Source organism: Hymenobacter rubripertinctus (assembly GCF_003583925.1).
In the GTDB taxonomy this organism is placed as follows: domain Bacteria; phylum Bacteroidota; class Bacteroidia; order Cytophagales; family Hymenobacteraceae; genus Hymenobacter; species Hymenobacter rubripertinctus.
In genome coordinates this window covers 25,733-42,327 of record NZ_QYCN01000017.1, presented here as the reverse complement: position 1 = coordinate 42,327, position 16,595 = coordinate 25,733, and the positions used below count along the sequence as shown (strand labels likewise).

The window sequence follows — 16,595 nt, the reverse complement described above, 5'->3', positions numbered from 1 at the left end:
CGTTTGATGCGCGGAAGGACTAAAAAGGTAGTTTTGCGCCCGGTCCTCCGGTTCCGGCCCGGGCCGGAACCGGAGGACCGGGCGCAAAACTACGCAAAACGGCGTGGGGTTCATGCCACAAAAGCTGACCGGGAGCGGGCATTTTTCCTCTATATTTGCCTGCCGCCACCGCCCGCACTATTCATTTTTTGGTTGCGCGGCTTAGTTCGTAGTATGTCGGAGCCATCTTATTCCCTTCTGGGCCTGTGGCCTATTGTTAATCGTTGGAAGAAACTGGTAGGAGCGGCCCTGGTGCTGGCGGCCGTAGTCAGCATTATAGTCGTGCTGCTGCTGCCCAATATCTATAAGTCCACCGCCGTCTTCTTCCCCACCAACCCCCAAACCACCGACCCCGACCGCATATCCACCGAGGGCTCCCGCCTGGAGCTCAACGGCCGGACCGAGGACCTGGACCGGGTTATCACGATTGGGGAGTCGCAGCCCGTGGCCGACGAAATCATCCAGCGGTTTCAGCTCCATAAGCACTACAAAACGGGCACGCCCGGCAACGACCTGGCCGACGACGCCACGCTCCGCGAGTTCAGCGCCAACCTGGGCATCGTGCACACGGAGCGCGACGCTATTGAGCTTACGTTTTTCGACCGCGACAAGCACCTGGCGGCCCGCATTGCCAACGCCCTGGTGCAAATCATCGACTCGGTGAATCAGCAGCTCACGCTCGACAACCGCCGCGACGTGCTGGGCATTTACCGGCAGCGGTATCAGTTTCTGGATCAGGAGTTTGAGCGCTCCCGCCAGCAGCTGCTGCAGGCCCGCCGCCGGTACGGCATTTATGGCCTGGAACAGCAGTCGCGCTACCTGGCCCGGGAAATCATCGAGGTCGAAAGCAAGCTCCACCAGGCCGAGGGCGAGGGCAACGGCGGCAAGGCGGCCGGTTTGCGCCGGGCCTTGCGCGGCCTCACCCGCTCGGAGGCCGGCAACGTGCTCAACCTGGAAGACTATACCCGCGGCGTAGACTCGCTCAACCTGTTTACGGCCCGCATGACGGACCTGCAAGGGCGTTTGGTGCGGGCCAGGGGCGACTACGAAACGGCTGACGTGTCGTTGAAAGGCAAGATTTCCTCCCTTTACATCGTGCAGAAAGCCTACCCGGCCACCAAAAAGAGCAAGCCCATTCGCTGGCTGATTGTGGTGGGTTCGGTGTTCCTGACGCTGGCCCTCTCCCTTGTGGTGATCACGCTGCTGGAGCTGTGGCGGCGCACCCCCAGTCCGCTTCGTAACCCGGCGTAGTGAACCACCCTTTAGCCTTCCTGCTGCCCCGCGACCCGGCCCAGCGTATTTTCGTGGGGTTCGTGGTGCTGCTGCTGGGCGGGGGCGCGGCCGCTTTGCTGAGTTCGCCCCTGGCGTTGCTGCCCGTGGCCGGGGCCCTGGGCCTGCTGGTGGTGCTCACCGAATGGCGGCTGCTGTACTACCTGCTGTTCCTGACGCTGGCCTTTTCCCGCGAAATCAGCCTGCCGGGCGGCCTGAGCCTCGACGTGCCGTCTGAGCCCCTGCTGCTGGTGCTCACGGGCTGCATCCTGGCCACCCTGCTCATGCGCCGGGCCAGTATTCCGGGCCGCGAGCTGCGGCATCCGCTGGTGCTGATCATCGGGCTGATGCTGCTCTGGTCAGCCGTATCCGCCGCTTTTTCGGTGGATACCACCAAGTCCATCAAGTACCTGCTGGCCAAGGTGTGGTACCTGGTGCCGTTCGGTCTGGGCACGCTCCTGCTAGTGCGCCGGCCGGCCGACGTGTGGCGGCTGGCCGGCCTGTATGCCATTGGGGCCGCGGTGAGCGTACTGTTCGTGGCCGTAAAGCACGCGGGCCACGGGTTCAGCTTCGAGTCCGTCAACGAATCGGTGCAGCCTCTGTACCGCAACCACGTTATCTATGCCACGGTGCTGGCGCTGCTGCTGCCGTTCATCGTGTACCGCCTCCGGAGCGTGCGGGGGCCGCAAAAACTGGCCTGGTGGCTGGGGCTGGCAGTTTTGCTGCTGGGCTTGCTCACGTCCTACACCCGGGCCTCGGTGTTGTCGGTGCCGGTAGCCGGGCTGTTTTACCTCGTTGTCCGGCTGCGCCAGACGCGGCTGGTGCTGGCGGCGGTGCTGGTAGCGGTGCTGAGTGGGGCCACCTACTTTCTGAGCCAGAACAACTACATGCTCTACGCCCCTAACTTCGAGACGACCGTTTTCAACGGCCAGAACTTCGGCAAGCACCTGGAGGCGACCTACAAGCTGAAAGACGTATCGGGCATGGAGCGGGTGTACCGCTGGGTGGCGGCCAGCCGCATGGCCGCCGATAAGCCCCTGGTGGGCAGCGGACCCAGCACTTTCTACCCCGAGTACAAGCGCTACACGGTGCGCAGCTTCCGCACCTACGTGAGCGAAAACCCCGAAAAATCAACCACCCACAACTACTTCCTGCTGCTGCTGGCCGAGCAGGGCTTTCCGGGCGTGCTGCTGTTCGCCATTTTGGTAGGCGCGGCCCTGATTACCATCGAAACGCTCTATCACCGCACCCGGCCGGGTACCCCAGTGCGCCATGTGCTGCTGGCCTGCGGGATGAGCTTTGTTATCATTGTGTTCCACCTGCTGCTCAACGAGCTGGTGGAAGTCGACAAAATCGGCTCCTTTTTCTTTATCAACCTGGCCCTGCTCATCCGCGTGGGCACCTGGGTGCGGGAGGAGAATATGGTGAATGAGTGAGGTGGTGAACTGGTGAGTTGATGTTCGATATTCCTATTTGCGCAACTGGCGCAGTCAGGACCTACCGAACATCAACTCACCAGTTCACCACCTCACTCATTCATTTAAACCGGCAGCTCAGAATCGTTACGTCGTCGGCGAAGCCGGAGCCGGAGCGGTCGAAGGCAGTGATTTCGCGCAGCAGCTCACTGTGCACGGTGCGCAGGGGGGCGTAGCGGGTGTGCTGCAACACGTCCAGCACGCCTTCTTCCCCGAACTCGTTCTGGTCGGCATCAAATACCTCCGTCAGGCCGTCGGTGTAGGCCAGCAGCAGGCTGCGCGGGGGCACCGTGAGGCGACCAACTTTGAGCATGGGCAGCTCGTCCATCACCCCAAGCATAATGGTACCCTCCTTGAGGGGCAGTATCGGCCCCGAATCGGGGATGAGCAAAGGGTCGTTGTGGCCGGCGTTGACGTAGGTGAGCTCCCGGGTCCGGCGGTCGTAGAGACCGAAGAACACGGTGATGAACTTGTCGCCGCCGGCATTGCGGAAGATGAGGTTGTTGAGCTCCTGGGCCACGGTGGCCAGGTCTACCTTCTGGCGCATGAGCGTGCGCAGCCCGGCCTGGAAGTTGGACATCAGCAGGGAGGCGGCCACGCCCTTGCCCGACACGTCGGCCACGCAGAACAGGAAGCGGTCGGCGTCGAGCTCCACCACGTCGTAGTAGTCGCCGCCGACGGCCGTGTGGGGCACGTAGCTGGCGTGCACGGCCACGTGGGCGTCGTTGGGCAGGGTGCGCGGGAAGAGCATAGTCTGCACCTCGCGGGCAATTTCGATTTCCTTGCGCATAGCCGCCGACGCCACCCGCTGCCGGCCCAGGCGGCGGTTTTCAATGGCGCCCACCAGAATGTTGCTCAGCGTCTGCAAAAACTTGGTGGCTTCCTCGCCGGCATAGTCCTCGTACACGTTGCCGATGATGACCTGGGCCAGCACCACGCCGTTGCGTACCACCGGAATCACGATTTCCAGGTTTTCCCAGGCGGTGCCCAGGCCGGGCAGGTCCCGCAGCAGGCAGGGCGCGGCAGTGCTGCGGTCGGCAATAGCCGGGGGCAGGGGCACCTTGCGGAAATCCGGCAGGCCGGCCCCGAACGATACGGTGCACTCCCACTCCCCTTCCTCCTTCACGTAGAGCACCAGCCGCCGGATGTTGAGCTGGCCGAGCAGGGTGAACTGGAAGATCTTATACAACGCGGCTTCCGTGTGGTCCTGGTTGATGGCCTGCGTGATTTCCAGCAGCGCACCCAGCTCCCGCTCTTTCAAAAAGAGCTTCTTTTCGGCGGTGATAGTCGGCATAGCGGAGGTGAGATGGTGAAATGGTGAGTTGGTGAGTTGCTGTTCGGGGGGCCTGACGGCGCGAGGGGGAAGTACGAAGGGGGAGTTCAACGGTTCAATTGACGGGGCTTATAGCCCAATTAGCGCCGCCAGGCCACAGAAACGTCAACTCACCATCTCACTATTTCACCATCTCACCTCTAAAGGGGCGTTTTGGGGTCGTAGGCGTCGCGCAGGCCGTTGCCGAGCAGGTTGAAGCTGAGCACCAGCAGGCTGATGGCCAGGCCGGGCAGCAGCGTGAGCCAGAGGCCGGCCCGGGTGCCGAGCAGCTGGAAGCCCTCGTTCACCATCAGGCCCCAGGACGGGGCCGGCGGTTGCACCCCCAAACCTAAGAAACTCAGGCCGGCTTCCAGCAGAATAGCCGCCGCGAAGTTACTCGTGGCCAGTACAATCAGCGGGCCGGTCATGTTGGGCAGCAGGTGGCGGGCAATCAGGCGGCTCTGGGGCAGGCCCAGCACCCGGCCGGCCTCCACGAAGGTGGCCGAGCGCAAGCTCAGCATCTGCCCCCGCACCACCCGGGCCACATCCACCCACATGGTCAGGCCCACGGCCACAAACGAGGTCCAGACGCCCTTGCTGTCGAGGGCCAGCGAAATGGCAATTACGAGCATGATGCCCGGAATGCTCCACACCACCGTCATCAGGCCCAGCAGCAGCGAATCGACCCAGCCACCCACGTAGCCGGCTACGGCCCCCACCAGCATGCCCAGCAGCACCGAAATGAGCACCGCCACCAGCCCGATTCCCAGGCTGATGCGGGTGCCCAGCAGCAGCCGGCTCAGCTCGTCGCGCCCCGCCTTGTCGGTGCCCAGCCAGTAGGTGCGCCTGATGATGTTCTGGCGGGCCAGCGGGGCCAGTTCGGCCGCCGAACCCGGCTGGCCCGCCACGGCGCTCAAAGCGTAGGCCTGCCGCCGGTCGGCCAGGGCCGAGTGATTTTGGTAGGGGGTTGTGATGAGCGAGTCGCCCCGGATCCGGTAACCGGCAACGGGCACTTCGCGGAAGCGCGGGCTGCGGCCCTGCCACCAGGTCAGGAGCGGGTTATCGGCCCCACGCACGGCGGCGGGGCGGGGCAGGCGCAGGATGGTAGCCCGAAAGCCGGGCGCTTCCTTTTGCAGCTGCACCAGGCCGTTGTTGGCGTAGGGCGAGTTGTCGGGCAGCACCCAGTAGCCCAGCACCGCCACCAGCGTGCAGAGCACGATGAAGCCCAGGCCCAGCATGGCCGGCGTATTGCGCAGCAGGCGCTGGCGCACGTAGTAGCCCGGCGGCCGGGCGGGCGGCAGCGCGGCGGCTACGGGCGCGGCAGGGGCAGCGGGCGCGGCAACGGCCATTTAGCGGGTGTTATGCTGGAGCAGTCCTTCCTTGGAGGCCAGAAACTGGCAGTCGCCCACCAGGGCCCCAAAGGAGCTTTCCTCGTAGGCCAGCTCGGTATCGGGGTCGGGCCAGAAGCTGCGCACGTAGCCCACGTCCATGAGGCGGCGCAGGGTTTCGACGAGCTCGGGGCGGGGCAGGCCGGTTTTTTTCAGCAGCTCGGCGAAGGGGGTGACGAAATACAGTTCGTCGAGGACATCAAATTCGGCGTCGTTCACGGAGTGGGGAGCGGGTTGGGAGGTAAAGGTAGATGTTCGGACGGGGTTTATCGCCGAGGGCCCAAGTTGCCGGCCCTTCCACTCGTAGCCGCCGCGCAGGCCGGCCAGGCCCGTGAGCAGGGCGTAGGGCGCGTAAGTCAGCTGGAGCACCGGCACCCAACGCAGCCAGCCGGGGCGGCCCAGAAACCGTAGCACCGGCCGCAGCAGCAGCGCGTCGCCGAGCAGTTTGGCGGCCCAGGCCAGCCCGACCACCGGGGCCGGCACCAGCCCAGTGGCCCACAGGCCAGCCCCGGCCGGGAACGTGAGGTTGGCGGCCAGCACCAGCACGGCCAGTTGTTGGGGGGCGCGGGTTTGGTAGTGCTGCCACTTGCTGGCCCAGCGCACCCGCTGCCGCAGCAGCTGCCTCAGCGTGGGCTGGGCGGCCGTGCGCACAATGGCAGCTTCCTCGGCCAGAAACCGAATGCTGCCCGGGAAGGCCGCGTGCAGCTTGTGGAGCAGAAACTCGTCGTCGCCGCTGGCTACGGTTTCGTTGCCGGCAAAACCGCCCACGGCGAAGAAGTCGGCGCGGCGGTAGGCCAGGTTGGCCCCGTTGCACATGGTGGGCTGCCCGAGCCCGATACCGGCCGCCCCCMCCCCGACCAACCCCGCCAACTCCAGGCCCTGCAAGGTGGCCAAAGCACCCGCACCCGTGAGCAGCACCGGGCCGCTGATAAAACGGGCCGCCGGGTCGCGGACCACGGCCCCGGCGTAGGCCCGCACCCAGCCAGCCGACAGCCGGCAGTCGGCATCAGTAAACAACAGCCAGGGCGTGCGGGCGGCTTCCACGGCGGCCCGGATGGCGGCTTTCTTGCCGGTGGGGCTGCCGGGCTGGTCGGCCAGCGTGAGCAGGCGCACCGGCAGCGTGGTAGCGGCCTCTAGCACCAGCCGGGCCGTGTTGTCGGTTGAGTGGTCGTCCACAATCAACACCTCAAACCCGCCCGGCACCGGCTGCTGGGCCGCTAAGTCACGCAGCAGGTGCGGCAGGTTTTCGGCCTCGTTGCGGGCAGCTATCAGGACGGAGAAGGCGGGGTTATCACTTGCCAGTGGCGAGTTGCCACTGGCAAGTTGCCAGTTGCCGGTTGTCAGGCTGTTCTTATTGGACGCTTCCCCTGGCCACTGGCCCCTGGCCACTGGCAACTCACCACTGGCAAGTGATTTCCACGCCCGCCGAAACCGCCCCATTTGTCCCAGATACAGCGCAGCGGGTGCCAGCAACGCGGCGGCGCTGAGCCAAGTGGCGGCCCTCACGCGGCGGGGGCCGCGTCCGGCTTTTTACGGCGCAGCACTTTCAGCCGCAACACGAACACCAGGCCCAAGGCGCTGGGCACGGCGATGTTGAGCACCCACAAACTCAGGCTGGCGCTGAGCACCGGCAGCACCGGCTGGCCCAGCAGCCCGAACAGATGGGTGGCCGAAAGCTCCCGCACGCCCACATCGGCCAGGGCGTTGAGCGAGGGCACCAGCGACTTGAGCAGAAACGTGCCCGCCACGGCCGCCGCCGCCGGCCCCAGCGGCGCGTGCACTCCATAGGCCAGCAGCAGCAGCCCGAACTGAGCGGCGAACACCAGGTAGCGCAGGCCCGAAATCAGCAGTACGTGCGTGAGCAGCCGGGCCGGGTAGGTGGGCATCACGGCCAGGTAGGGCGTAAACCGGCGCAGCGGCTGCACGGCCCGCACGGCGGCCACCAGCAGCTCGGAGTGGTAGAGCGGCAGCAGCACCAGCAGGTTAATCACTACCGTAAGCACCACCAGCCCCAGCTGGGCGGCCGGGTAGCCGGGCAGGTAGAAGCGCAGCAGAAAGTAGAGCAGCCCCAGCGTACCGGCCGCCACCGTAGCCACCAGCTGGCAGTAGCGCCCCAGAAACACGGCCCCCAGCGCATCGAGGCGGCGGCTTTTGAGCTCCATGATGCGCCCGGCATAGTCGCCCACCCGGTTGGGGGTTACGAAGCCCAGCGTGAGGCCCACCAGCACCGCCCGGAAGCTGCGCCGGAACGAGACGGGCTCCAGATGCCGGGCCAAGCGCCACCACTTCCAGGCTTCCAGGCCCCAGTTGACGGGCATTAGCAGCAACGCCACCAGCACGGGGGCGCGGCCCTGGCCGCCCAGGCTACGGGCCAGCAGCCCCCGCCACGCGGCGGCCGTGGCGTCGTTATCGACCACCGAGTGCCAGAGCAAACCCAGCGTGAGCAGCGTAATGCCCAGCTTGCCCGCCACCACCCAGCCGCGCCGCCGCGCCGGGGCCGGGCGCGGTTCGGGGGTTTGGACGTAGCTTTGGGGTGGCAACATAGTTGAGCTGATAGCCATTCATTCAGCTATTAGCTGTTAGCTTTATTTCAGGCGAAGCTAACGAGTAAACGCTCATTCTAAAAAACTGTCGGCTCAAATACCGGCTGATATAGGGTAGTCTATTCGCTGGACAGACCGGTGCCAGAACCAAAAAAGCTAACAGCTGTCAGCTAATAGCCATCAGCTCAAAAACATGATTCTTCCCCTTGCCTCTTCCTCCGAACTGCTGCCCAAAGTAATTATGGGCGTCGACCCCGGCACGTCCGTTATGGGCTACGCCGTGATTGAGGTGCGGGGCCAGAAGGTGACGGTGCTCTGCTACGACGTTATCGACATGCAGAAGCTGGGCACCAACCACGCCCTCAAGCTCAAGCGCATTTTCGAGCGGATGCTGGAGCTGATTGACGAGTACCTGCCCGACGAGCTGGCTATTGAAGCACCGTTTTTCGGCGTGAACGTGCAGAGTATGCTCAAGCTGGGCCGGGCCCAGGGCATGGCCATTGCCGCCTGCCTCTCCCGCCAGATTCCGTACGTGGAGTACGCGCCCACCAAGGTGAAACAGGCCGTGACGGGCTCGGGCAGCGCCACCAAGGAGCAGGTGGCCCACATGCTGCGCCAGACGCTCACGCTGCCCCCCATTGAGGAAGCCAGCAAGTTCCTCGACGCCACCGATGCGCTGGGCGTGGCCCTCTGCCACCACTACCAGAAGGGCAACAACGTGAAGGCCGGCGGCAAAAGCTGGGGCAAGTTTCTGGCCGACAACCCCGGCAAACTCGCCGCCCAGGTGGCGGGGAAGAAGGTGGCCGCCAAAAAGAAGCCGACGGCGTAGGCAAGGTTATTTTAGGTTCACTTTAGTCCTTCAGGAAATAGATGAAATAAGCATGAAAAATCCGACATAAAATATAGGCCACATCATTAGTACAGTAATCATTATAAATGAAAACACACGGTCATAGAAAGTAAAATGGGGGTTATGCTTTTTAAATCCCAAGCCTACTACATCTTTTGCACCTCTGGCAAACAAGTAAAAGGTTCTTTTATTCTTTCTTAAAGACATACAGTCAAATAACTCATATAAAACACCCGCAACAATAGGCCACGAAAACGCGCCGTATATTATATGATCAAATCCTATATTTCTTTCAAAGAAAACTAAGTAACATAGAGCAAGAGCAGAAATCAGGCATATTACATGCCGCATTCTTCTTCTCAATCCGTATGTTCTGGAATATACGATAAGCAAAGTCATCATTAGCGGAACCAACGCAGACGACCAGAATAGCATCTCTGATTTATTGAACATCCCTGTGTTATTTTTAATCTTTAAAGACGTTTAATGCAATTTTAAATAACATTAATTAACTAATTTTCACTAATATATCTGTAACTATAACTATAATTTTTTAATTAAAAATCTATGCTCCGCCGCCCTATCCGTTCTACTTCCCTTAAAGCCGTGGGCTACGACCCGGCCACCCAAACCCTGGAAATTGAGTACCGCCACGGCGGGCTGGTGCGCTATACCGGCGTGCCGGCCGAGTTGCATCAGGCGCTGCTGCGGGTGCCGGGCAAGGCCTTGTTCGTGGAACAGGTAGTGGAGCGTGGCGGCTTCGGGCGCGAGCAGCTACGGGGGTAGCCGCCGCCGCTACTTCGGCCAGGCGTAAGCGTCCGACCACTGCCGGAACTCGGCCAGCGTGGCCGTGTGGGCCGCCAGCCACTGCTGCACCTCGGGCGTGGCGGCAGCGCGGGAAGCCTGCACCGAATAGGCCAGCGCGGGCAAGTAGCCCTGCTTTTTCAGCGCCACGAAGTAGGGCACGAAGTACTGCCAGGCAAAGCCCGGCTGCTTTTCCGGGTGCAGCTCATCGAGCACGCCAACCAAAGATTCGAGCTTGCGGATGAGCTGCTCGGTGGGCGTTTTGTTCTTGTTTTCCTCGCTGTAATCCAGGGCCCCGCTCATGCTGAGCAGCATATCGGCGGGACCGAAATTGTCGGGGCGGCCCTTCTTACCGGCGTTCTTCAACGATTCGGCCGACACGTTGATGGTGACGGCCTGCTCGCCGGTTTTTTCTACCCCCTGGCCTACTAGCTCATCGAAGCGGGCCAGGGTGGTGGTGGCCCGCTCACCGGTGGGTTCCAGTTGCAACTGGCGCAACATTTCGAGCAGGGCCGGCACGCGGTTGCCCTGCTTGAGGGTGAGTTGCAGGAGCGTGTTGAGCGAGTTGAGGTGGGTGGGCCGGCAGCGCACAGCTTGCTGCATACTCGCCAGCGACTCCTCCAACTGCCCCAGACTGGCGGCCTGGGTTACGCCCAGGTTATAGTAGAGCGAGCCTTCATTGGGGTAGTGGTGCAGGCCCTGCTGGTACACTTTCACGGCTTCCTTGGCCTTGTGCAAGCCATCAAGGGCGTTGCCCCAGGTGTCGTAGAGGCTGGGACCGGGCTCGGGGTCGTCCTTGGCCAGTTTGCGGCACAGGTCCACGGCTTCCTCATTCCGGCCCAGGGCATTATAGGTCATGGCCAGCTCGTAGCGGGCCGTGTGGTGGGCCGGGTCCTGCTTGAGGGCCTGTTTGTAGCGGAGCACGGCCTCGTCGTATTTACCCTGGTCGTAGAGGGCTACGCCCTGCTTCACGAGCTGCGCGGGAGTATCGGTTTGCTGGGCGTAAATGGGCAGCGCGCTCAGGCTGAGGCCGAGCAGCAGCGCGGAGGATAGGCGGATAAAGAACATAAGCAGGGAGCTGACGAGGTGAAAGCGCGGGGCAAGATTGACAAAAAGCACCGGTTTCGGCCGGCGGGTCCACGACGTCCTTCGTGCTAAGCCCGCCCCGACCAATAAACCGCCAGAAAAACCACCGTTAGGTAAGCCCAGAACAGCGAAAACACTACGTGAACGGTCGTCTCGAAACGCTTGCCCCGCCACAGAGTTGCCGAGTAGCCGAAAAACTGCACCAGCAGCCGCAACAGCCAGAAAACGCCCAGGCCCAGGCACACGACCCGGCCCAGGGGCGTGTGCACCAGATCGGGGGCATAGCCCAGGCACAGCAGGCCCATGAGCAGCACGAGCAGGGCAATGAACAGGGTGTGCACGTACATCATCTGGCGGTTAATCAGGCTCAGCGGCGCAAATTCGGCCGCCCAGTTGAAGTAGCGCGGGAACCCGGCGTGCAGCAGCGCAAGCCCCGTGAGCAGGCCGCCGATAAGGTTGAGTTGCGTTTCCATTCCGGAGGTAAAAAAACAGCCGGCCCTTGGCCCGGATAAGTACTGAATTGCTGCTTAACACCGCTGCTTGACTGAGGGTCAGTGTTAAGCAAATTGTAAAACCCGCCAGCTATTTCATCATCGCCGACTCATTTTCCAGCACAAAAACCGAAATGAAGGGAGTTATTTTCTGTTCCGTACGCAGCCTCAGCCCCGCCTGGTGAAAGGCCGACAGCCAGGTGGCGCGGGAATAGAAGTGCAGAAACCCGATGGTGTAGGCCAGAAAGTTGACCGGGTCGCGCAGGTGTTCCACCACCACGGCGCGGCCGCCCGGGGCCAGCACCCGCCCGAGTTCCCGCAGAAACGCCACCCGCTGGGCCGGCCGGCGGATTTCGTGGGCGGCCAGCAGCACCACCACCAGATTGGTGGCGGCAGCGGGCAGGGGCAGCGCGGGGGGGCGCACCGCTTCGGTGCCCGGGTAGGGCGGGCAGGCGGCCCGGGCCCGGCGGATGGATACTTCGGTGTGTTCGGTGGGGTCGTAGAAATCCAGAACCCGCAGCTGGGCGGCCGGGAACCGCTGACACAGCCGGGCGCTGCTCTCGTCGAAGCCGGCGTGGATGTTGACCAGCTGCCGGGGGGGGGCATCCCCCGTGTCCAGCCACTCAAAGGAATACAGCCCGGCCAAATCGTACACGTACCAGGATACCAGCAGCGAAACCACCGTGGGCACCAGCACCGCCGCCAGCGCCAGCCCCAACCCCAGCCGCCACGCGGCGCTGTCGGCCCGCAGGACCAGGCCGGCCGTTAGCGCCAGCGCCACCCCGGCGGCCCCGGCGTAGAAGTGCCAGTTGAAGCGGATGATGTTTCCGACGCCCTCCCCCGCCCTTCTCATGGCTGCCACCGCTCGGTGCGGCCTTTTTTCCAGCGGTACGGAATATCGGTCATGGTAAAGGCACTGGCCAGCCGCACGTCGCTCAGGCCCAAACTCTCAATAAAAGGCACTACCGCCGCCTGCACCCGCACCGGCCGGGGCCGCCACTGCTCCCGCTCGCCTTCCACTATCACCACCTCGCGCCGCGCGGGCTGGTAGGAAAAGGTGAAGGGCAGCGGCCCCGCAAACCGCCGGGCCTGCTGCCAGCTCCCGAACGGCGACCCGGCCGGCAGCCCCGGCTCGCCCGCCGCCGCTGCTACGGTTGCCACCGCAATGTGCAGTCCCGCCCGCTCCGAATGAAACTCCAGGCTGGTTTCGGTAGCGGCGTGCCGGATGTCAATGGTGCGGTAGTGGTAGCCGGTGAACAGGTTGCCCAGCCACTGCATCCGGCGCTTATCGGTGGCCGATTGCAGAATGTAGAGCCCGCGCAGGCGCTTGCCGGCGGCCGTGGTATAGCGCACGAATACCCGGTAGCCAATCAGGAAGAAATCCTGGCCCAGCCAGGCGGGCAGGCCTTGGGGCCGCAGCTGCCGGGTTTGCACCAGGGCCACCGCCACGAAGCCCCACTGGTCGTCGAGGGTGTCCAGGGTCAGGCACTCGGGCAGCAGGCAGCGCAGCTCGGCGGCGGGCGCGGCGTAGGTGAGCACGGTGGTCCGGCTCAGCAGGGCCTCCACGCCGAAAGGATGATGGGTAAGCGACACGCGGGATATCATTCAGGAACAACCAGCTAGCTCGGTTAGGCGACGACCACCCTCACTGGGCCGCTGGTTGCGGAGCAGTTAACCTGAAGCCGTAGTAATACACCAGCAGCGCAAACAGGGCCGCGAAAACCAGGTTCAGCCGGCCCCAGAGCAGCAGGTCGGGGGCCAGCCAGAACTCCAGGGCGTTCATCAGCAGCACCAGCCCTACCTGGGCCGCCGCGCTCAGCCGCACCCACCGCCCGCTCAGCACCCAGAGCGCCATTCCGATTTCGGCCAGGCCGATGAGCCGGGTGAGGGGGGCGGCGTACTGCGGACCCAGAATGCGCGCCACAATGGCTTCGTGGCGGGGCACCAGGTGCAGCACCTTGCACAGCAGCCCGTTCCCGAGCCAGACCGCCGCCAGCAGGTAGTGCAGCCCCGCCGCCGCCGCCGTCATGCGCGCTGGCCCAGCTCGATTTCGCCCTTGAGGTAGGTGACGGCGTGGCCGCTCATCAGCACGCGGTCCTGGCGCAGCTCGCACCACAGGTCGCCGCCCCGGGCCGATACCTGGCGGGCGTGCAGATGGGTTTTGCCCAGGCGCGCGGCCCAGTAAGGCACCAGCGTAGTGTGGGCCGAGCCGGTTACCGGGTCTTCGGGCACGCCCACCCGGGGGCCGAAGAAGCGCGAGACGAAATCCACCCCGTCGGAGCCGGGGGCAGTGGCAATAATGCCCCGGTATTCGACCTCGGCCAGCCGGCTTTGGTTGGGGTGCAGGGCGCGTACTTCGGCTTCGGACTTGAACACGCAGACCAGATCGGGGCCGGCCAGCAGGTGCAGGGGCGTAGCCCGCAGCCCGTCGAGCAGGCCGGTGGGGTGCTGCTGGATGGGGTGGGGTGGCCGGGCCGGGAAGTCGAGGGTGAGCATCCCGCCTTCGCCCCTGCTCACGCGCAGGGGGCCGCTTTTGGAGTGAAACACGATTTGCGCGCCCTGAAAGTTGAGGTGGCGGTAGAGCACATGGGCCGAGGCCAGGGTGGCATGGCCGCACAGCTCCACTTCCACGGCCGGCGTAAACCAGCGGATTTCATACTCCCCTTCGCTCCCGGCTCTGGGCACAAAGAAGGCGGTTTCGGCCAGGTTGTTCTCGGCCGCAATGGCCTGCATGGTGGCCTCGGGCAGCCACTCGGTGAGGGGGCACACGGCGGCGGGGTTGCCGGCGAAGGGCCGGTCGGTGAAGGCGTCGATCTGGTAGAGGGGCAGCAGCATAGCGGAAGGCGAAGAAGCGGGAAGAAAAACGCGGCCGGGCAGCCACCGGGCGAAGCTACGGTTTCGGGGGCTATTGCGCGCCGGGCGGGCTTTTTAATCACTGCTGTTACGCAGTAGCCGTTGCAGCATTCGTTTTTCGTTGCTCGTTTTTCGTTTTTCGGGGCTGATTGGTTCCTGAAAGTGAATCAGCCCCGAAAAACGAAAAACGAGCAACGAAAAACGAGCAACGACCTGCCACCGCAGCTACCGGAAGCGACCTGCGTAACAGCAGGTCATCAGCGCCCGAAAAATACTTTACCTCCCACGCAACCCCGGAGCAACCCCGCCCGGTCATGGGGGCAGAACGCTAGCGTACGACATGTTTATGAGCTTATTCCTGCCCGCCTATGACCGAATCGATTGATACCCTGCTAGAGGGCTGCCGGCGTGGCCGGCCGGCGGCCCAGCGGGGCTTGTACGAGCGGCTGGGCTCCCAACTCATGGGCGTGTGCCTGCGCTATTGCCCCTCGCGGGAGGAAGCCGAAGATGCCTTGCAGCTCACGTTCGTCAAGATTTTTACCCGCCTCGACCAGTTCCGCCACCAGGGGCCGTTTGAGGCCTGGGCCCGGCGCATTGCCGTTACCACCTCCCTCAACCTCTGGCACCAGCACCAGCAGCGCGGCCTTCACCTGGATGCCGACCAGGCCCACGACGTGCCCGCACCCGGCGGCACGCCCTTCGACCAGCTTTCGGCCGAAGACCTGATCCGCCAGCTCAACGCCCTACCCCCGGGCTACCGCACCGTGCTGAACCTGTACGCCATTGAGGGCTACTCGCACGCCGAAATCGGGGAGCTGCTGGGTATCTCGGAAGGCACCAGCAAGTCGCAACTTTCCCGGGCCCGGCGCCTGCTCGAAGGACGCCTGCACCAGCAGGCCCACATCTCCCATTGTCATGACTGAGAACGACTCCGACCCCTTCTACCAGGACCTGCGCCGCAAGCTGGAGAACTATGGCAGCCCGCCGCCCGAATCGGTGTGGGCGGGCATTCAGCAGCAAGTGCCGCCGCCGCCGCCCCGCTGGCGGCGGCTGGCCCCGGTGCTGCTGCTGGCGCTGCTGCTGATTGGCATCACGGCCACGACCTCCTACTGGCGGCCCTTCTTCCGGGGCGGCCGGACTGAACGCGCCGCGCCCACGCAAGCCGCAACTGCCACCACTGCCCCTGCTGCCACCGTTGCCGCGCACCACGGCCCGCAGCCGCAGCCGGATGCGCTTACGGCCCGGGCTGGTCGGCCCAGCAACAGCAACACCACGCGGGCTACGGCTGCCAGCCCCGATTCTGATGCATCCACGAACAGCGCTGCTGCGTCCAACGCTGCCGCCACTGAGTCCGGGGCATCTTTGCCGGCGGCCGGCCAGAGTTTCCGCCAACCAACTACGCGACCCAGCGGCCGGTTCGGCGTAGTGCCCAACCGCCGCCGCACCCGTACCTTGGCCAACCGGGAGGCTTCAGCAGCTGATCAATCGGCCCTGAGCCCAGGCGCGGCGAACCGCCGGAACCGGCGACCACGGACGGCGGAAGAACGGCGGACGGCTGCTTTGGCGGCGGCCCGCCGCCTGGTGGTGGCCGGCAACCGGAACGGCAGCCAGTCCCGGCGGCGCACGGGCCAGGGCGACCCGGAAGCCCGCGCCGGTAGCCGCTTCGCCAGCCGCCGGCACCGGAGGACGGACCAGGCCACCCAACCTGCCCAACCTGAACCAGCGACCTCGCTCACGAACGAAGCGCTGGCCCTGCGCCCGTTGCTGACGCCGCCACCACTGGCAGCCGCGCCCGCCGAGGTGAACCGCCAGCGCCAGCCCCGCACCAAGCGCCCCACCCGCCAGGAGCTGCGCCTGCGCGACTGGAGCGTGCAGCTCACCGGCGGCCCGGGCCTGACCTACCGGCTGCTGGGCGGCTCACCCACCCAACTCGAAGGCCTGGAACGGCCGACCGTAAGCGGCAGCGGGCAACTGCTGGGCGCCTATGCCTTCTCGCGCCAGCTGACGGTGGCCGGGGGCCTGGGCTTCGCGCAGTACGCCAACTCGCTGCGCTACACGCTCAAAAAAACCGCTTCGGACCAGACCCGGCAGATTGATTTCCGCGACGTGTACAACTTCGTGACCCTCCCGGTGCAGGCCCAGCTTACGCTGGGGGGCAACCACCGCTGGCGCTACGGCGTGCTGGGCGGCGGTACGGCGGCCCTGCTCACCGGCGCGCGCACCACCGAGGGCTCGGCCTGCAACTGCGGCCAGCGGCGCTGGATTCCCGGTAGCGCTGATTCCACCTTCCAGCGCCTGAACCTGGCCCTGACCGTTGGGGCATTTGCCAACTACCAGTTTGCGCCGGGCCAGTGGCTCACCATCCGCCCCCAGGGCCAGCTTTTCCTCAACTCCCTTACCCAACCACCCGGCACCCCGCGCCGGCCCTGGAGCGGGGGCGTGCAGGTCGGCTACAGCTGGGACCTCGACCCGCACCACTAATCCC

At 64.6% G+C, this 16,595-nt stretch carries 16 protein-coding genes; 6 read left to right on the top strand and 10 right to left on the bottom strand.

Going from position 1 to position 16,595, the window contains the following annotated elements:
- The first annotated feature begins 213 nt into the window (after positions 1 to 213).
- Together D0T11_RS12465 and D0T11_RS12460 are read left to right on the top strand one after the other, a co-directional pair.
- Positions 214 to 1,290 (top strand): GumC domain-containing protein, encoded by a 1,077-nt coding sequence (locus tag D0T11_RS12465; RefSeq protein WP_182888376.1) that lies wholly within the window; start codon positions 214 to 216, stop codon positions 1,288 to 1,290.
- Entirely contained in the window at positions 1,290 to 2,744 is a 1,455-nt protein-coding gene (locus D0T11_RS12460; RefSeq protein WP_119656124.1) for an O-antigen ligase family protein, read from the top strand. The genes D0T11_RS12465 and D0T11_RS12460 overlap by 1 nt, the downstream gene beginning before the upstream one ends.
- Before the next feature lie 100 nt (positions 2,745 to 2,844).
- Here D0T11_RS12460 and D0T11_RS12455 read toward each other — a convergent pair whose 3' ends face one another.
- The 4 genes from D0T11_RS12455 to D0T11_RS12440 all read right to left on the bottom strand — a co-directional run bounded on the left by D0T11_RS12455 (position 2,845) and on the right by D0T11_RS12440 (position 8,026).
- On the bottom strand, positions 2,845 to 4,077 hold the full coding sequence (locus D0T11_RS12455; RefSeq protein WP_119656123.1) for a PP2C family protein-serine/threonine phosphatase: 1,233 nt from the start codon (positions 4,075 to 4,077) through the stop codon (positions 2,845 to 2,847).
- Positions 4,078 to 4,256: 179 nt separating this feature from the next.
- Positions 4,257 to 5,444 carry an ABC transporter permease gene (locus tag D0T11_RS12450; protein ID WP_119656122.1) on the bottom strand — a complete coding sequence of 396 codons (1,188 nt, stop codon included), beginning with the start codon at positions 5,442 to 5,444 and terminating at the stop codon, positions 4,257 to 4,259.
- Positions 5,445 to 6,989 (bottom strand): glycosyltransferase, encoded by a 1,545-nt coding sequence (locus D0T11_RS12445; RefSeq protein WP_147374638.1) that lies wholly within the window; start codon positions 6,987 to 6,989, stop codon positions 5,445 to 5,447. It lies immediately after the preceding gene.
- Complete coding sequence (locus D0T11_RS12440) at positions 6,986 to 8,026, bottom strand: lysylphosphatidylglycerol synthase transmembrane domain-containing protein (protein WP_119656120.1); 1,041 nt, start codon at positions 8,024 to 8,026, stop codon at positions 6,986 to 6,988. The genes D0T11_RS12445 and D0T11_RS12440 overlap by 4 nt, the downstream gene beginning before the upstream one ends.
- A 193-nt stretch (positions 8,027 to 8,219) precedes the next feature.
- On the opposite strand from D0T11_RS12440, the gene ruvC reads away from it, so the two are divergent.
- Both ruvC and D0T11_RS12430 read left to right on the top strand, forming a co-directional pair.
- Entirely contained in the window at positions 8,220 to 8,855 is a 636-nt protein-coding gene (gene ruvC, locus D0T11_RS12435; protein WP_119656119.1) for a crossover junction endodeoxyribonuclease RuvC, read from the top strand.
- A 588-nt stretch (positions 8,856 to 9,443) separates the two neighbouring features.
- Positions 9,444 to 9,662 carry a KTSC domain-containing protein gene (locus D0T11_RS12430; protein WP_119656118.1) on the top strand — a complete coding sequence of 73 codons (219 nt, stop codon included), beginning with the start codon at positions 9,444 to 9,446 and terminating at the stop codon, positions 9,660 to 9,662.
- Between the two features lie 9 nt (positions 9,663 to 9,671).
- On the opposite strand, the gene D0T11_RS12425 is transcribed toward D0T11_RS12430, so the two are convergent.
- From D0T11_RS12425 to D0T11_RS12400, 6 genes are all read right to left on the bottom strand, one after another.
- A complete protein-coding gene (locus D0T11_RS12425) occupies positions 9,672 to 10,748 on the bottom strand; it encodes a tetratricopeptide repeat protein (protein ID WP_119656117.1) in 1,077 nt (358 codons plus the stop codon).
- Between the two features lie 86 nt (positions 10,749 to 10,834).
- A complete protein-coding gene (locus D0T11_RS12420) occupies positions 10,835 to 11,239 on the bottom strand; it encodes a hypothetical protein (protein ID WP_119656116.1) in 405 nt (134 codons plus the stop codon).
- Positions 11,240 to 11,348: 109 nt separating this feature from the next.
- The gene (locus D0T11_RS12415) at positions 11,349 to 12,110 is read right to left on the bottom strand and encodes a class I SAM-dependent methyltransferase (protein ID WP_119656115.1); all 762 of its coding nucleotides are present in this window, start codon (positions 12,108 to 12,110) and stop codon (positions 11,349 to 11,351) included.
- Positions 12,107 to 12,862, bottom strand: coding sequence for a DUF2071 domain-containing protein (locus tag D0T11_RS12410; protein ID WP_119656114.1), 756 nt, complete (start codon positions 12,860 to 12,862; stop codon positions 12,107 to 12,109). Before D0T11_RS12410 ends, D0T11_RS12415 begins: the two co-directional genes overlap by 4 nt.
- Before the next feature lie 40 nt (positions 12,863 to 12,902).
- Positions 12,903 to 13,286: a DoxX-like family protein gene (locus tag D0T11_RS12405; protein WP_119656113.1), complete on the bottom strand. Its 384-nt coding sequence runs from the start codon at positions 13,284 to 13,286 to the stop codon at positions 12,903 to 12,905.
- Positions 13,283 to 14,092 carry a PhzF family phenazine biosynthesis protein gene (locus tag D0T11_RS12400; protein WP_119656112.1) on the bottom strand — a complete coding sequence of 270 codons (810 nt, stop codon included), beginning with the start codon at positions 14,090 to 14,092 and terminating at the stop codon, positions 13,283 to 13,285. Before D0T11_RS12400 ends, D0T11_RS12405 begins: the two co-directional genes overlap by 4 nt.
- A gap of 386 nt (positions 14,093 to 14,478) precedes the next feature.
- Here D0T11_RS12400 and D0T11_RS12395 point away from each other — a divergent pair, with 386 nt between their 5' ends.
- Both D0T11_RS12395 and D0T11_RS12390 read left to right on the top strand, forming a co-directional pair.
- Positions 14,479 to 15,033 carry an RNA polymerase sigma factor gene (locus D0T11_RS12395; RefSeq protein WP_119656111.1) on the top strand — a complete coding sequence of 185 codons (555 nt, stop codon included), beginning with the start codon at positions 14,479 to 14,481 and terminating at the stop codon, positions 15,031 to 15,033.
- Entirely contained in the window at positions 15,026 to 16,591 is a 1,566-nt protein-coding gene (locus tag D0T11_RS12390) for an outer membrane beta-barrel protein (protein ID WP_119656110.1), read from the top strand. The genes D0T11_RS12395 and D0T11_RS12390 overlap by 8 nt, the downstream gene beginning before the upstream one ends.
- Positions 16,592 to 16,595 lie beyond the last annotated feature (4 nt).

What these genes read in the sequence shown, in the direction of transcription:
- D0T11_RS12400 (WP_119656112.1), bottom strand. Translation starts at nt 14,092, where the DNA reads ATGCTGCTGCCCCTCTACCAGATCGACGCCTTCACCGACCGGCCCTTC.
- D0T11_RS12420 (WP_119656116.1), bottom strand. Translation starts at nt 11,239, where the DNA reads ATGGAAACGCAACTCAACCTTATCGGCGGCCTGCTCACGGGGCTTGCG.
- D0T11_RS12455 (WP_119656123.1), bottom strand. Translation starts at nt 4,077, where the DNA reads ATGCCGACTATCACCGCCGAAAAGAAGCTCTTTTTGAAAGAGCGGGAG.
- D0T11_RS12425 (WP_119656117.1), bottom strand. Translation starts at nt 10,748, where the DNA reads ATGTTCTTTATCCGCCTATCCTCCGCGCTGCTGCTCGGCCTCAGCCTG.
- D0T11_RS12430 (WP_119656118.1), top strand. Translation starts at nt 9,444, where the DNA reads ATGCTCCGCCGCCCTATCCGTTCTACTTCCCTTAAAGCCGTGGGCTAC.
- D0T11_RS12450 (WP_119656122.1), bottom strand. Translation starts at nt 5,444, where the DNA reads ATGGCCGTTGCCGCGCCCGCTGCCCCTGCCGCGCCCGTAGCCGCCGCG.
- D0T11_RS12390 (WP_119656110.1), top strand. Translation starts at nt 15,026, where the DNA reads ATGACTGAGAACGACTCCGACCCCTTCTACCAGGACCTGCGCCGCAAG.
- D0T11_RS12405 (WP_119656113.1), bottom strand. Translation starts at nt 13,286, where the DNA reads ATGACGGCGGCGGCGGCGGGGCTGCACTACCTGCTGGCGGCGGTCTGG.
- D0T11_RS12415 (WP_119656115.1), bottom strand. Translation starts at nt 12,110, where the DNA reads ATGAGAAGGGCGGGGGAGGGCGTCGGAAACATCATCCGCTTCAACTGG.
- D0T11_RS12410 (WP_119656114.1), bottom strand. Translation starts at nt 12,862, where the DNA reads ATGATATCCCGCGTGTCGCTTACCCATCATCCTTTCGGCGTGGAGGCC.
- D0T11_RS12440 (WP_119656120.1), bottom strand. Translation starts at nt 8,026, where the DNA reads ATGTTGCCACCCCAAAGCTACGTCCAAACCCCCGAACCGCGCCCGGCC.
- D0T11_RS12465 (WP_182888376.1), top strand. Translation starts at nt 214, where the DNA reads ATGTCGGAGCCATCTTATTCCCTTCTGGGCCTGTGGCCTATTGTTAAT.
- ruvC (WP_119656119.1), top strand. Translation starts at nt 8,220, where the DNA reads ATGATTCTTCCCCTTGCCTCTTCCTCCGAACTGCTGCCCAAAGTAATT.
- D0T11_RS12395 (WP_119656111.1), top strand. Translation starts at nt 14,479, where the DNA reads ATGACCGAATCGATTGATACCCTGCTAGAGGGCTGCCGGCGTGGCCGG.